Source organism: Acinetobacter sp. TY2 (assembly GCF_046269225.1).
Taxonomy (GTDB): Bacteria; Pseudomonadota; Gammaproteobacteria; order Pseudomonadales; family Moraxellaceae; genus Acinetobacter.
The window spans coordinates 18,531-33,485 of record NZ_JBJZOR010000031.1 but is presented as its reverse complement, the minus strand read 5'-3'; the positions used below and the strand labels follow the sequence as shown (position 1 = coordinate 33,485).

Here is a 14,955-nt window from a genome sequence, read left to right as displayed (position 1 = left end):
ACCTTAGAAAATACTATGAAATTCACTCCAATCCCTGAAAATAATGAAGAATTACACCTTCCTCAGCTTGTTTATTGTGCTTCTTTGAAGAAAGAGTGTCGTAAAATAAAGTGATAATTATTGAATAAAAAGCAATTTGATAATGGAAAATCATTTAGAAAACAATCAAACATAACAACTATTAACGATATTAAAACAAAGATATGAGACTAATATGTATCGTCATGCTCATATTGAGTGGGCTGCAGTGTATAAAAAGCTATCAAAAAATCCTATAAAATTACTTTCTTTATATCAAATGGAAGAAGGTGGTGGAGAACCCGATGTTGTTGTCTTAGATTCAAAATCTTTTGAAAATATATTTTATGATTGTTCTATTGAATCACCAAAAGGACGTAGAAGCCTTTGTTATGATCGTGACGGATTACTTTTACGTAAAAATCATTTACCCCTTAACTTTGTATTGGATATGGTCAATATAATGAGTCTTGAGTTATTAAATGAAGAGCAATATCAGAAATTACAGACAGTATTTTCATTTGACTTGAAAACTTCGAGTTGGGTTTATACTCCAAATGAAATTAGGCAAAAGGGCGGTGCTTTATTTTGCGACTATCGTTATGGCAGAGTTTTTATTTATCATAATGGCGCTCAGTCTAATTATTCTTCGCGTGGATTTAGAGCATTGTTAAGAATTTAGCTTTAAATTATTTTGGCTAGATATTTTAAATACGTATATAAAAGCAGATTAAATAATCTGCTTAAAATTAGTCAAAAATCTTTTCAGCAGCTTGGAATGGTAAGCTCACTACATCAATTGCTACTGCAAAAGGTAATAGAACCAATTTTTCAAATGGATTCATTCCTGATTTGGATTGGTAGCTTTCTTCTTGATGAGTGTAAATGCTAACTTGGTAGGGTTTACTTAATGCTTTTAACGAAGCTAAGTTATTAGCTGCAGGATAAACAACACCAGCGAGTTTGATTTCAAAGCAGAAGCGTTGTGCTAACATGCGTTCATCGCTTGAATTTGAGCATTCCTTTGCGCCATTTTCAATAAAAAACTCTAAATCTTTTTTACTAATATCTTCTTTGAGTTTTACATAGGCAAGGGGCAAAGTCCCTGTAAAATTTCCATCATTTTTTTCTGAATAGAAACTCAGTTCTCGTGTGATCTGAATATTTTTTGGATCAAGCTTGCCAATTAAACTGACAAATTGAGGTCCACCTTGCGTGAGTACATAACTTTTCTGTTGTCCAGCGATGACTAGGCTGTGGGTGGGTACGTTAGGTAAAGGTTTTGCGGGCTGTCCAAATGCTACGACTTGGTCTTCTATTAAAGTCACTTTGTTGGTGCGCGTATAGGTTTTATTGCTGTCTTTTTTGATTAGTGTCGAGGTTGCACAGCCTGAAAGTAGAATGGCTGATATTCCGCATGCAAATGTTAGAGAAGACTTTGAAAGTGACATATATTTGTTATTCCTCAAGGATGATTTTAAGCATATCAATTATTGATATAACTATAAATGTATAAATATTATTAAACAATAATGAATAATTGGAGAAAATACGAGTTTTTTTGAGATTAAATATGTAGAGTTTATAATGATATTATTTCAAGAAAAGTATAAAGCTTTGTAACATCACAACATAAAAAATGAGCAAAATATTTAAAACAAACATATTCCATCGCTGATTGATTAGACTATAAATTATATTCCCCCCGACTGTGATTGATATGAGCGGGTTGAATAAATATAGGAATAGCGTGGCTTTGAAAGCTTATGTGTTATCTGTAGTTTCGGGTTTGCAGTCATCTGACCCAATACGAGTATTTTTATCATACTTGCACCTTTAGGCATAGATCGTAGTTCGGCAACCAATACGATTAATAAAAATAGTTCTTTTAAAATCAATATCGATGCCAATACGATGAGGCAATTGTTTGGTAAAAATGCTAACTAGGTGCTACAAACAGTGCTTTACCGAAAAATTAAAAAGCCAATCATCAGATCGGCTTTTTCTATGTTTAGAATTGGAACGAATAAAAATATCTTAACACTATGATTGTGGTATTTATCCTAGCGTTTTATAGTCGTTTTGAGTTTCACTTTATAGTGATTTCATCTATGCTAGTTTATAGGTTGTCACGAAAAAGTTCACATTTAATCATCTTACAGCTAAGCAAAAGCATGCTGAATATTGATTTAAAAATAAGAGAAAATATGGTTAAGCTAAAAAAAATAATTTTGAGTAGTACAATTTTTGTATGTAGTCATGTGTTAGCAAATCAAAATGAATCTTTATTAACTAATATCAATGAGATGACTTCATCAATTCAGAAATTTTGTAAAAATCCTGAACAGTTAACTCAATATCAAGATTTGAATAAATCTCAACAAAATTTATTAAAAGATAAGAATGCAGTTATTTATTATCCATTTGATATTATAGATATTAGCGATTATCCAAGTTTAGATTTGAGTGATCAATGTCAAAGGACACTGGTAAGTAATCAAATCGAAATTGCTAAGAATGAAAAAAAATTAAGGGAAGGTCATTCGAGTGAGGCCTTCATCTACTTAGACTTATTAATTTACACTTCATTAAGGAGTCTATATGACAATCAGGAGTTATCAACACTCGATATTCAAAAAATGAATACTTATGAGCAAAAATTTCTGACAGAATTTGATCAAGACCCAAATGATAAGGCAAATGCTTCAATCGCTTTATCAACTTTAATGCGCTTTTTTAAATATAATTTAAATTATACGCCTAGAGAAAATCGTAAAATTTTCGATGCCAATATAAGATTTAAAAGAATTTATGATCATATTTATAAAAATGAGAATTATAAAAAATTTAATGAAGATGTAAGGTTTATTATTCCTGTCCGCTTAACACAACTTAGTTATTCTAATGAAGAGTATGAGCTAATAACAGCAATACAGAATGGTAATGTGGATTTGATTAAGAGTACTGCTGCAAAGTTCAGCCGATTTTATAATAACAAGCAATTGGCTAATCAATTTCATAATGATTATGATACTGATGCAGATCTTGATGAGGTAATTCGACCTTGGTGGGTCGGTGATTTACTTACTTTTGCATTTTTTAAAGTGAATGATCTTCAAAATGTGAAAATATGGATTGAAAGATCATCGCTTATTAAAGTAGATGAAACAACTTGTAATGCTACTACCTTGGTTTCAGATTCATCTTTAAACACCTTTCTAAAAAATGATAAGACGTGGTATCAGCCAAAATTTGAAAAGATGATGAAAGGATGTGAGCATATTCAAGCAGATACTCGGATATTATCAAAATTTGATTATCATAGACTAATTAGAAATTATGAAAAGCATTGTGATGATAAATATGGATATAAAACTTCCTTGTTTAAATTAAAGGATTCTAAATTTTTGAGTGATTCAGATTTTTATACAACAATGGCTCTTATGAGTGATCTATCCGATACTATAGAAATGGCAGAAGATTCATCTATTACCAATCGTTGTGTTGTTGCATTGAAAGAGAATAAAGTTGAATTTTTACAATTCTATGTTGATCACATGAAGTCAACTGCTTTTAATTACCAAGATGCAAAAAATGAATTAAAAACTTTAAAATGATAAAAACCCCGCAATAAGCGGGGTTCTTTTTATCTTAGTATTTAATTAAGCATTAAACACGTTCGATAATAGTCGCGATCCCTTGACCAAGACCGATACACATGGTCGCAAGACCGATTTGAGTATCTTGTTGCTCCATTACATTAAGTAATGTCGTCGTAATACGCGCACCAGAACAACCCAATGGGTGACCCAATGCAATTGCACCACCATTCAAGTTGATCTTGTCTTGCTTATCGTAAATACCTAAGCCTTTCATTACAGACAGACCTTGAGCAGCAAATGCTTCATTTAACTCAATCGTTTGGATATCATCCATGCTCAAACCAGCACGTTTAAGTGCTTTTTGAGTTGCAGGAACAGGACCATAACCCATGATCGCAGCATCACAACCTGCAATCGCCATAGAGCGAATCACAGCACGAGGCTTAAGACCAAGCGCTTGAGCACGTTCAGCAGACATCAACAACATTGCAGATGCACCATCAGACAATGCAGAAGAGGTCGCAGCAGTTACAGAACCGCCTTTAGGGTCAAACACAGGACGTAAAGCACGGAATGCTTCAATATTTGCATCTTGACGGATGACTTCATCGATGTCGCAAAGTTGTTTAAAGCCATTTGCATCATGACCTTCAATACCCACGATTTCATTTTTGAAACGACCTTCAAGTGTTGCAGCCCAAGCACGACGGTGAGATTCAACACCAAACGCGTCTTGTTCTTCACGAGTAATGCCATTCATACGACCTAACATTTCAGCCGTTAAGCCCATCATGTTAGACGCTTTTGCATAGTGCTTAGATGCTTCAGGGTTCAAGTCGATACCGTGCATCATCCCTACGTGACCCATGTGCTCTACACCACCAATGATGAAAACATCACCTTGGTTTGTTGCAATTTGAGCCGCAGCAGTGTGGATTGACTGCATAGAAGAACCACAAAGACGGTTTACGGTTTGACCGCCAACAGTCTTAGGAAGATCTGCCAATAACACGATGTTACGAGCAATATTCATCCCTTGTTCTAGAGTCTGGTTTACACAACCCCAGATTACATCTTCAACTTCGTTTACATCAAACTGGTTACGAGCAACTAAAGCACGAACTAACTCAGCAGATAAGCTGTCAGCACGTACATTGCGGAACATACCGTTTTTGGTTTTACCCATTGCAGAACGTACGCCATCAACGATGACAACGTCACGTGGATTCAAATTAGCCATTCACGTTGCTCCTTAACCGTAGAATTTTTTGTTGTTAGCAGCCATATCACGCAACATTTGTGGCGCTTCATAAGCTTTACCTAAGTGTGCATACTTGTCGCAAAGTGCAACATACTCAGCAACACCCGTTTGGTCGATATAACGCGCAGGACCACCACGGAATGGAGGGAAACCAACACCCATGATCATTGCCATGTCTGCTTCAGAAGCAGTTTCGACAATCTTGTCTTCCAAGCAACGAACTGTTTCGTTACAGAATGCAAGCATCATACGGTCAATGATTTCCTGAGCATCAAACTCATGCTTCTCCGTTGTTGCCATTGTTGCAACAAGCTCATAGGCAGTCGTATCAACAACCTTCGCTTTCTTGCCTTTACGGTCTAATTCGTACTTGTAGAAACCAACGTCATTTTTCTGACCAAGACGTTTGTTTTCATACATGATTTCAATCGCGCCTTTGTAATTTGGCTTCATACGATCTGGGAAACCTTCCGCCATGACTTCTGCGCCATGTACACCTGTGTCTATACCAACAACATCAATCAGGTATGCAGGACCCATTGGCCAGCCGAATTTTTCCATCACCTTATCAACTTGCTGGAAGTCAGCACCGTCTTTAAGTAATAGGTCAAATGCACCGAAGTAAGGGAACAATACGCGGTTCACAAGGAAACCTGGGCAATCATTTACAACGATTGGGGTTTTACCCATTTTCTGAGCAAGTACGACTGTTGTAGCAATTGCTTCTTCAGATGTTTTTGCACCACGGATCACTTCTACTAAAGGCATCATGTGAACTGGGTTAAAGAAGTGCATACCCACAAAGTTTTCAGGACGTTGTAAGCTTTCAGCTAAACGTGTGATTGAAATTGTAGATGTATTTGATGCAATGATCGTATTTTCACGAACATTTTTCTCTGTATCTGCAAGAACAGCTGCTTTGATTTTTGGATTTTCCGTCACAGCTTCAATCACAATGTCGACTTCTTTGAATTCGTCATAGCTTAAAGTTGGACGGATGCGAGCAAGGGTTTCACCCATTTTCGCAGGAGTCATTTTTTTGCGTTCAACTTGTTTAGTTAACAAGCCATTCGCTTCTTTCATACCCAAAGCAAGTTGTGGATTACCAATATCTTTCATGATGATTGGTGTACCTTTGCTTGCCGCTTGGTAAGCAATACCACCACCCATGATACCCGCACCTAAAACAGCTGCTTGGTTTACAGGGTGAGCACCTTTCTCATGTTTCTTAGATGCTTTTTTCACAACTTGGTCATTGATGAATAAACCAATCAATGCACCAGCTTGAGGCGTAATTGCTGCTTTAGCAAATGCTTCAGCTTCAACTTTTAATGCAGCATCACGACCTTGGCTTACACCTGCTTGAAGTGAATCAAGAAGAAGTTTCGGAGCAGGATACTGGGCAGGGTTTGCTTTCGCAAGAACCACACCTTTAGATGAGTTAAACGCCATCATTTGTTCAAGCATGTCGAGTTTAACAGGCTCTAATTTTTCTTGACGTTTTGCTTTCCAGTTTAAACGACCAGAGATAGCTTGCTTCACAAGATCAATAGCAGCATCTTGTAATTTGTCTGCAGCAACAACCGCATCTACAGCACCATCTTTAAGTGCGGCATCTGGGCGTTTGTTTGCAGAAGTGGCAATCCATTCAACGGCATTATCGATACCGATCACACGGCTTAGACGAACTGTACCGCCGAAACCTGGGATGATACCAAGTTTAACTTCAGGTAAACCAACCGTAGAAGCTTCAGACATGACACGGTAGTCACACACTAAGCACATTTCAAAACCGCCGCCCAATGCAATACCATTGATTGCCGCAACTTTAGGAATCTCTAAATCTTCAAAAGAATTGAAAATATCGTGAACAGGCATAGCCCATTCCACAATCGCAGCTTCGCCTTGTTTGAAGTTTTCACCAAATTCAGTGATGTCTGCGCCAACGATAAATGTAGATTTTCCAGAGGTAACAATTAAACCTTGGATTGAACTGTCAGCTTTAACAGCTGCAATAGCGGCTTTAAAATCTTCAAGTGTTGCACGGTTAAATTTGTTAACCGACTCACCTTGTAAGTCAAAGCGAAATTCTGCAATTCCGTCCGAAAGCATTTGGACGGTAATGGCATTGCCAGCGTGGATCATGCCCTGATCTCCTTTTTTGGAGGACTTCTAAGTTGATGTTCTGAAGCGTGTGTACTATTCCTGCACACATTTTTCTGCTTCACTAATCTTACGATAACTATATCTAAAAAGAACATAACAAGTTGTATCAAGCCGTGACGCAGGGGTCATTAATTTTTTTGTTTCAGCCTTGTATATCACAGGTGTTTGATCACGAGTTTTCTTACAGATTTGTGATGAAATTTAGATTTATGTCAGGCTATGGTCATATAAGAAATTTTTTTGGCATTTGATAGATACACATAAAACAATTTATGCCTTGAGTTTTTTGAATTATCTTTTTAGCTTACTCCATTACATTATGTATAAATGTCGGGAAAAGACACAATGTTTAAAAATTTAGCATCTGAAATGATGGGTACAAGCGATATTGGAACCATTATTGAACCACAAGACTTTAATAAGACGGATATTGATGATTATATTTTTCATGAAGATAACGAAAAAATCTTCTTTGTGATTAAAAGTAAAACAGACGAATACTGCTTTACCAATGTCGCGTTTATGCACCTTGATGGTAAAAGTGCGATGAGCAAAAAACGCATGTTGTACCGCTATTTATATAAACACAATCCGATTAAAAATGTGTTACTTGAAACAGCAGGTACGGTGGATTTGGATGCTGAAATCAAATTTCAGTTAGGAGAGCAAACATTTTCAATAGATATTCATAAGAATCAAATTGAAAAAATTCGTGATCTTTATAAAGCTTTATTTACGATTGGTGAAACTTGTAAAGACATTAATCGTCAACGTAATATTTTGCTTCAAAGTACTGATAATGTACAAAAAATGTTTAATTTAAGAGAGTTAAGTGAGCAAGCCATTTTAAATTTACCTGAAATTATTAATCAAACTGCACAACAAGTTGAAGAATATTCAAATCAACGAATCAAACAAATTGAAAATTATGATTTTTCTGAAATTTTTGAACGCTATTTAAAAAATTAATATTATATTTTTTAGCAATAAAACGCTTGAAAAGGCGTTTTTTATTGCTGAAATAAAAACCATGTAAAAGTTAAGGGATTTGGGTAGAATATCTTGATATAGATATGAGTTTGAAACTGATGCAAATATTTCGAAGTAAAATAGATTGGTGGGTTTTGGGCTTTATCATTTCAATGTCAGGTTTGTTACTGCAACTTTTATTTACGATGTATGCCAAAGGCACAATGGTTGAATATCCTGAACATACAATCGTGTATATCCTCACAATAATATTGCTTTGGTCGCCAATTTTTACAACGCGTTATTCTCTAAATAAAGATGTCTTGATGGTTCGTAGCTTATTTTTTAAATGGCATATTCCACTAGCGAGTATTCAAAAAATCAGCGCTACCGATCATTTGAATGTATCACCTGCATTGTCACTTCAGCGGTTACGTATTGAATATTTAAAAGATGGGCAGAAGCAAGTGATTTTTATTTCACCGAAAAAGATCGATGCTTTTCGTCAGGCTTTATCATCTTGAATGAAGAAATGATTATGAACATAGCTTAAAGTGAGTAAGGTCATTTAGATGCTTTAAAAAATTTGACGACTTTCCCGAATACTTAATTGACTATAGATGGATAAGACTATTGGGAACTTTATCACTCAAGGAGTGAGTGTAAAATTACTAAGACAACAGAATTAAGCTGTGATTTGATGAATGGGGTCGTTGTTTATAAAGCTGTAAATCAGCCATTGAAAAACTTAATACACCATCATCATAGTTTTGGAATATTAAAATATACTTTCTTGGACTTGAAAAAAGGATGATCAAACGACATTATCCTTATATATTCCAAAGTTTAAAAAGCAGACAGTGAACGAAAACGCACGTGAAAATATTGAAAAAATTTTAGCCAATATGACCTCGCTTCCCGGTGTCTATAAGATGCTTGGAAAGGATGGCGAGCTTCTCTATGTGGGGAAAGCTAAAAATCTAAAAAATCGTGTGTCGAGTTACTTTGTTAAAACCATTGAACATCCAAAAACACAGGCTTTAGTGGCTCGGATTTACGATATTGAAAGTTTGGTAGTACGTTCAGAAACTGAAGCCTTACTGCTTGAACAAAATCTGATTAAACTACATCGTCCGCCATATAACATTATGTTGCGTGATGATAAATCTTACGTCTATATCTTTGTTTCAGCAGATAAGCCTTTTCCACGTATTGCCTCAGGACGTGGTAAGGGAAAACATCAAGTCGGTAAGTTTTTTGGTCCTTATCCTAGTGCGTACAATGCCCGTGATACGCTTTTAGTACTGCAAAAATTATTTAATGTTCGCCAATGTGAAAATAGCTACTTCTCACAACGGAAACGCCCATGTCTGCAATATCAAATTAAACGCTGTACGGCACCTTGTGTAGGATTAATTACACCTGAAGCCTATAACGAAGATGTGCAAAACTCGATTCGGTTTTTGAAAGGAGACACTAAAGAGCTTAATCAGGAATTGATTCAAAAAATGGAGCAAGCTGCGGAAAACTTAGAGTTTGAAAAAGCAGTATTTTACCGTGATCGGATGGCTTTACTGCGAGATGTACAGTCACAACAAGCCATTTATAAACTTAAAGGTGAAGCAGATATTCTAGCGATTGCGTATCAGGCAGGGGTGACATGCGTACAAATCATGCATGTGCGTAACGGTAAAATGCTCGGTGGTAAAAGTTATTTTCCTGATATGTTAGGTGATGATTTAGGACAAATGCTATCAGATTTTATTGCCAATTTTTATTTCCAAGTTGCAGATGAAGTGCCAGCTGAATTAATTGTCAATGTCGATGTAATTGATCGAAAAGAACTCGAAGAAGCTCTATATCAACAATTTGAAAAGAAAATTCAGATTAAGCACAATGTTCGGGAAACACGTGCAGAATGGCTCGAACTGGCTGAAATGAATGTGCAACATGCGATTAAAGGAAAATTGGCAAATCATTTAGAACTCAATGAACGCTTTCATCAACTCGAGCAAGTTTGTGGTCGCCCAATTGACAGTATTGAGTGTTTTGATATTTCACATACGATGGGGGAAGCAACAATTGCATCTTGTGTGGTATTCGATGCGGGTGGTGCAAGAAAGCGTGATTATCGTCAGTTTGCGATTGAAGATATTACGGGTGGCGATGATTATGCTGCTATGCGCCAAGCACTGACACGCCGTTATAAAAAAGCCATGTTACCTGATTTATTATTGATCGATGGTGGTAAAGGGCAACTACATATGGCAATGCAAGTCATGCAAGATTTAGGTTTAGATGCCTTTATGGTCGGTGTATCGAAGGGGGAAGGACGTAAACCAGGTTTAGAAACATTGCATTTTACCGATGGTACAAAAATTCAATTACCTGAAGACAGTAAAGCTTTACATTTGATTCAACAAGTTCGTGATGAAGCGCATCGTTTTGCCATCACCAAACATCGCGCAAAACGTGATAAGCGCCGTGGTGGATCAGTGTTAGAAGCAATTCCAGGCTTGGGACCGAAACGCCGCCGTGATTTGTTAACGCATTTTGGTGGGATTCAGGGGGTTCTTAAAGCTTCAGAAAATGATTTAAAACTTGTACCTGGTTTGGGAGATGTAATGGCACGAACTATATATAAAGTTTTGCATGAGTAGAGTGATTTATCATTAGTAGCAGTTGCCAAAGTTAACATTGACGCATGGGTCACGGATCATTTTCAATGTCTGAAAAATATGAAACAGTAATGAAAGAATAAAACTTAGGATAACTCATGTCATTGGAAGCACTATTTCAACAGATTGAACAGCAAGAACATATTGATATTCCAAAAGGTTGGCTACAAGGTCGAACCATTTTTGGTGGGTTGGTTGCAGGTATGTTGGTCTATAAAGCCTTCACGACGATCAATGATGTAACCCAAAAATTGCTCAGTTGTAGTGTTACTTTTGTCGGCCCTGTCGATGATGCCCAAGTAAAATTAACGGCTGAAATTTTACGACAAGGAAAATCGGTCACTACCATTGAAGTGCGTCTTTGGCAAAATGAAACAGTGCAAAGTATTCTCATTGCAAGTTTTGGTCGTCAGCGAGAGTCTTACATTCAAGTTTCGCAAGAACCACAAACTCCTCATTTTCCTGAAATTAATCAGCTCAACATTGTTCCAAAATATTTACCTTTTCCTGAGTGTGTGAAAAACTTTCAATTGGCTTGGACAGAAGGAAGTTATCCAATGTCGGGTAGTAAAGACCCTGATTTTTCAGGCATGTGCCGATTTGACCCTGAGTTACATCCTAATCGTGAGATGCATATTGCAGATGTCGTAACGCTGATGGATGTGTGGCCACCGGGTGTTTTACCGATGTTTAAAAAGCCTGCACCTGCAAGTTCACTCACATGGCAACTGACGTTTATTCATCCACTTGAAAATCAGTTAAATGATTGGTTTAAATACAATGTATTTACTGAATATGCCCGAGATGGTTACTCGACTGAATATGCACATCTATGGGATGAACAAAATCGATTAATTGCCATATCTCGGCAGACAGTGACAGTTTTTGCTTAGTTCACTGCTGACTTGTCGACAGTTTTGGCTGAATCGTTTAAAGTAGCGGACATAATAGAGTGTGAATCTCTGCGTATTTTGTCTATTTTAAGGACAGATGAGGGGAAAAATGGCGGTGTCTATGACCACAGGTCGAATCCTGAATATTCCAAATATTTTGACGCTTGCTCGTATTGCGTTAATTCCTGTATTTTTATTAATCGCATATTGGCCACCTGCGGTGGGGGTAAATGGTCATGATGGCGGTATGACTCGCCATCTTGTACTGACAGGTATTTTTGTGGTTGCAGCTGTAACGGATTGGTTTGATGGCTATCTTGCTCGAACACTTAATCAAACTTCAGCATTTGGGCGTTTTCTTGACCCTGTTGCCGATAAATTGATGGTGGCAGCAGCCTTAATTGTCTTGGTTCAATGGAAGCCTAGTATTGCAATGGCATTTGCTGCGATTGTAATTATTTCACGTGAAATAACCGTGTCTGCTTTACGCGAGTGGATGGCTGAGTTGGGCGCACGTACTAATGTTGCGGTGTCGACAGTCGGTAAATATAAAACAGCATTTCAAATGATTGCCATCACGGTATTTTTACTTAATTGGCAACCGCTTGAAACATTGGCGTATGGCTTGCTATATACCTCAGTTATTTTGACTTTATGGTCGATGTTTATTTACTTAAAAGCGGCTTGGCCATATCTAAAGCAGCCTTAATAGGCTGTTTGAATACCTCATTCGCTTAATAAAAAAGCTCCGTTCATCGGAGCTTTTTTATAGGGAAATAAATTTTTTGAAGACTAACTATGTGTTTCTTCTTCGCCATCATCATCAAAAGTTTTGGCAATTTTTTCGATATTTAAACTCTTCGCCATCGCATCAAAAATTTCTTTATACGTTCCATCTTGGTGATATAAATCATGATGTTCGCCGTGTTCTACAATCTGTCCTTCTTTCATCACATAGGTGTAATCGGCATCAATGATTTGCGACAGGCTATGTGAAATCATAATCACAGTGCGTCCTTGTTTAATCTCATCCAAACTATTTTTAATTTGTTCAGCGGCAATTGCATCTAAGCTTGCGGTCGGTTCATCTAAGAAAATAATCGGAGGATTTTTCAGGAACATACGGGCAAGCGCAATACGTTGTTGCTGTCCACCTGAAAGTAACAGTGCATCAGCCTCATAAGCATGTGGGAGCTTTAAAATTTGTTCATGAATAGAGGCTTTTTTAGCAGCTTCCATGACTTCTTCAGGCGTTGCAGTACTTTTGCCATAACGAATATTTTCAAAAATTGAACCAGGAAAAATATGATTTTTTTGTAAAACCAAGCCAATATTTTCACGTAAATAGTGAGTGTCAACCTGTTCTAAATCAATGCCATCAATTTTAATTTGACCATTCTGAGGTGCATAAAACTTATCAAGCAGGCTAATCAGTGTCGATTTCCCCGCACCCGATAAACCGACCAAAGCGGTAATTTTATTGGGTCGAATGGTCATGTTAATACGATGCAATGCTTGATAGCCATTGGGATAGCTAAAGTCGACATTGCTTAATTCAAATTGCCCGTGAATATGTGGCTTTTGCGTACCACTTTTTTCGATTTGATCATCGGATTCCAAAATTTTAAAAAAACTTTCTGAATAAATCATCGCAGAATTAATTTCATCATAAATACGATGCAGTGAGCGAATAGGTGCAGAAACATTATTGAATAATAAAACATGGTACATGATCATTCCGATACTCATTTGTCCATTCAGTACAAAATAAGCGGTTAAAATGATAATGAACACAACTCCTACTTGCTCAATAAAGGTTTTTAAACCATCAAAAATATAATTGGTTTGACGGGTTTGCATCTGATTATCAGTCAGTGATTTTTGTAAGTTAAGTTGTTTGGCTGATTCAACTGATTCTTTATTAAAAGATTTAATCACAGTAATTGAGTTAATAATACTGATAATGCCCTGACTTTTTTTCTCAAAATCATCACGTAAAGCCCGTCTTTTACCCGATACTTTTTGTGATTGTTTAAAGGTAAGCCAAAAATAAATTGGTACAATAATTGTGGCAACAAGTCCAACCCAAAGGTTGGCGTAATACATCAGTCCAAGTGCAATAATAGCACTGGTAAATAGTGGTAAAATATCAATAAAAAAGATCTGTACAAGGCGTGTGAGTGAGCTAACCCCACGGTCTATACGGGTTTGTAATTTTCCTGCTTGATTATTCTCTTGATCAAAAAAAGCCAATTTATAGGTGATAAATTTTTCAATAATACCTTGCGATAAATCTTGAGAAATTAAAATCCGTAGTTTTTCACCAAAAGATTTTTGTCCAAATTGCACAATAGCATTGATAATTTCCTTACCTAAAAGTACGGCAGTAATGGTGATCAGAATATGCCAACCATCAGCTAAACCTTTGCCATCTAAGAGTAATGCATTAATGCTATCAACTGCATATTTAAGCGTGAGCGCATTGACCTGTGCCGTAAGAGAACCAATGAGTGTCAAGATTAAAGTAATGATGACCAACCAGCGATACGGTCGGACAAATGGGCGGAGTTTTTGAAAAAGTTGCCATAAGTTCATAGAAAGTTGTTTTTATTGTGGTACTTGTTCTGAGTCTATGCCTGAATGATTGTTGTCACAAGTTATTCTGAATATTGTCATGTTTTGAATTGTGAACGTATCGGGTAGCCTTAAAAATGAACGGATGAATATGAGGTGTGAAACATGAATCTCGAGCTGTTTGCACCTGAGCAAAATGACAATTTATTGCCTTGCGATGGCATTGTGAAAGATTATGGTTTAATTTTGAATGATGAGCAAAGTCAAAAATATCTTCATTACTTTTTACAGCATTTGGCTTGGCAGCATGATGAAGTTTTTATTTTAGGGCAGCATCATCAAACGGAACGTAAAGTGGCTTGGTATGGTGATGAAAGTTATCAATATCGTTATTCAGGTATGACAAAACAAGCACATGCATGGAATGCAGGATTGTTCCGATTAAAACAGCATATTGAGCAATTGGTCGGACATTCGTTTAATACTTGTCTTGCCAATTTATATGATAATGGTACGCAAGGCATGGGATGGCACAGTGATGATGAACCTGCTTTGGTCACAGAAAGAGGGCTTGAAACGGTGGTAGCATCCTTAAGTTTTGGTGCAACACGGAAATTCAGCTTTAAGCATAAGACCAAACCTGAAAAAGTCGATTTGTTATTACAAAGTGGTCAATTGATTGTGATGCGAGGGCAGACTCAGACGTACTGGAAACATACCCTTGCTAAGTCGACCAAAATTTTAGAACCTCGCATCAATTTGACCTTTAGATGTTTTCATCAGTAATGTATTGA

General features: G+C 36.8%; 12 protein-coding genes. 8 read left to right on the top strand and 4 right to left on the bottom strand.

Annotated elements, in window-relative coordinates; all coding sequences use genetic code 11:
• Positions 1-187: 187 nt before the first annotated feature.
• Entirely contained in the window at positions 188-700 is a 513-nt protein-coding gene (locus ACK1JC_RS15220; protein ID WP_409512719.1) for a DUF4256 domain-containing protein, read from the top strand.
• 67 nt (positions 701-767) lie between these two features.
• Here the strand turns inward: ACK1JC_RS15220 and ACK1JC_RS15215 are convergent, their stop codons facing one another.
• The gene (locus ACK1JC_RS15215; protein ID WP_409512716.1) at positions 768-1,469 is read right to left on the bottom strand and encodes a hypothetical protein; all 702 of its coding nucleotides are present in this window, start codon (positions 1,467-1,469) and stop codon (positions 768-770) included.
• Between the two features lie 723 nt (positions 1,470-2,192).
• Between ACK1JC_RS15215 and ACK1JC_RS15210 the strand changes: the two genes are divergently transcribed.
• On the top strand, positions 2,193-3,635 hold the full coding sequence (locus tag ACK1JC_RS15210) for a hypothetical protein (protein ID WP_409512715.1): 1,443 nt from the start codon (positions 2,193-2,195) through the stop codon (positions 3,633-3,635).
• Positions 3,636-3,687: 52 nt separating this feature from the next.
• Here ACK1JC_RS15210 and fadA read toward each other — a convergent pair whose 3' ends face one another.
• Positions 3,688-4,860 carry an acetyl-CoA C-acyltransferase FadA gene (gene fadA, locus ACK1JC_RS15205; protein ID WP_409512714.1) on the bottom strand — a complete coding sequence of 391 codons (1,173 nt, stop codon included), beginning with the start codon at positions 4,858-4,860 and terminating at the stop codon, positions 3,688-3,690.
• Between the two features lie 12 nt (positions 4,861-4,872).
• On the bottom strand, positions 4,873-7,026 hold the full coding sequence (gene fadB / locus ACK1JC_RS15200) for a fatty acid oxidation complex subunit alpha FadB (protein WP_409512713.1): 2,154 nt from the start codon (positions 7,024-7,026) through the stop codon (positions 4,873-4,875).
• A 366-nt stretch (positions 7,027-7,392) separates the two neighbouring features.
• On the opposite strand from fadB, the gene ACK1JC_RS15195 reads away from it, so the two are divergent.
• The 5 genes from ACK1JC_RS15195 to pgsA all read left to right on the top strand — a co-directional run bounded on the left by ACK1JC_RS15195 (position 7,393) and on the right by pgsA (position 12,296).
• Positions 7,393-8,016 (top strand): PH domain-containing protein, encoded by a 624-nt coding sequence (locus ACK1JC_RS15195; RefSeq protein ID WP_409512712.1) that lies wholly within the window; start codon positions 7,393-7,395, stop codon positions 8,014-8,016.
• Between the two features lie 119 nt (positions 8,017-8,135).
• Entirely contained in the window at positions 8,136-8,540 is a 405-nt protein-coding gene (locus ACK1JC_RS15190; RefSeq protein ID WP_409512718.1) for a PH domain-containing protein, read from the top strand.
• 336 nt (positions 8,541-8,876) lie between these two features.
• Complete coding sequence (uvrC, locus tag ACK1JC_RS15185) at positions 8,877-10,676, top strand: excinuclease ABC subunit UvrC (RefSeq protein ID WP_409512711.1); 1,800 nt, start codon at positions 8,877-8,879, stop codon at positions 10,674-10,676.
• A 116-nt stretch (positions 10,677-10,792) separates the two neighbouring features.
• A complete protein-coding gene (locus ACK1JC_RS15180) occupies positions 10,793-11,587 on the top strand; it encodes a thioesterase family protein (protein ID WP_409512710.1) in 795 nt (264 codons plus the stop codon).
• A gap of 121 nt (positions 11,588-11,708) precedes the next feature.
• Positions 11,709-12,296 carry a CDP-diacylglycerol--glycerol-3-phosphate 3-phosphatidyltransferase gene (pgsA, locus tag ACK1JC_RS15175; protein WP_409512717.1) on the top strand — a complete coding sequence of 196 codons (588 nt, stop codon included), beginning with the start codon at positions 11,709-11,711 and terminating at the stop codon, positions 12,294-12,296.
• Positions 12,297-12,379: 83 nt separating this feature from the next.
• On the opposite strand, the gene ACK1JC_RS15170 is transcribed toward pgsA, so the two are convergent.
• Positions 12,380-14,182: an ABC transporter ATP-binding protein gene (locus ACK1JC_RS15170; protein ID WP_409512709.1), complete on the bottom strand. Its 1,803-nt coding sequence runs from the start codon at positions 14,180-14,182 to the stop codon at positions 12,380-12,382.
• 144 nt (positions 14,183-14,326) lie between these two features.
• On the opposite strand from ACK1JC_RS15170, the gene ACK1JC_RS15165 reads away from it, so the two are divergent.
• Positions 14,327-14,947, top strand: coding sequence for an alpha-ketoglutarate-dependent dioxygenase AlkB family protein (locus ACK1JC_RS15165; RefSeq protein WP_409512708.1), 621 nt, complete (start codon positions 14,327-14,329; stop codon positions 14,945-14,947).
• Positions 14,948-14,955 lie beyond the last annotated feature (8 nt).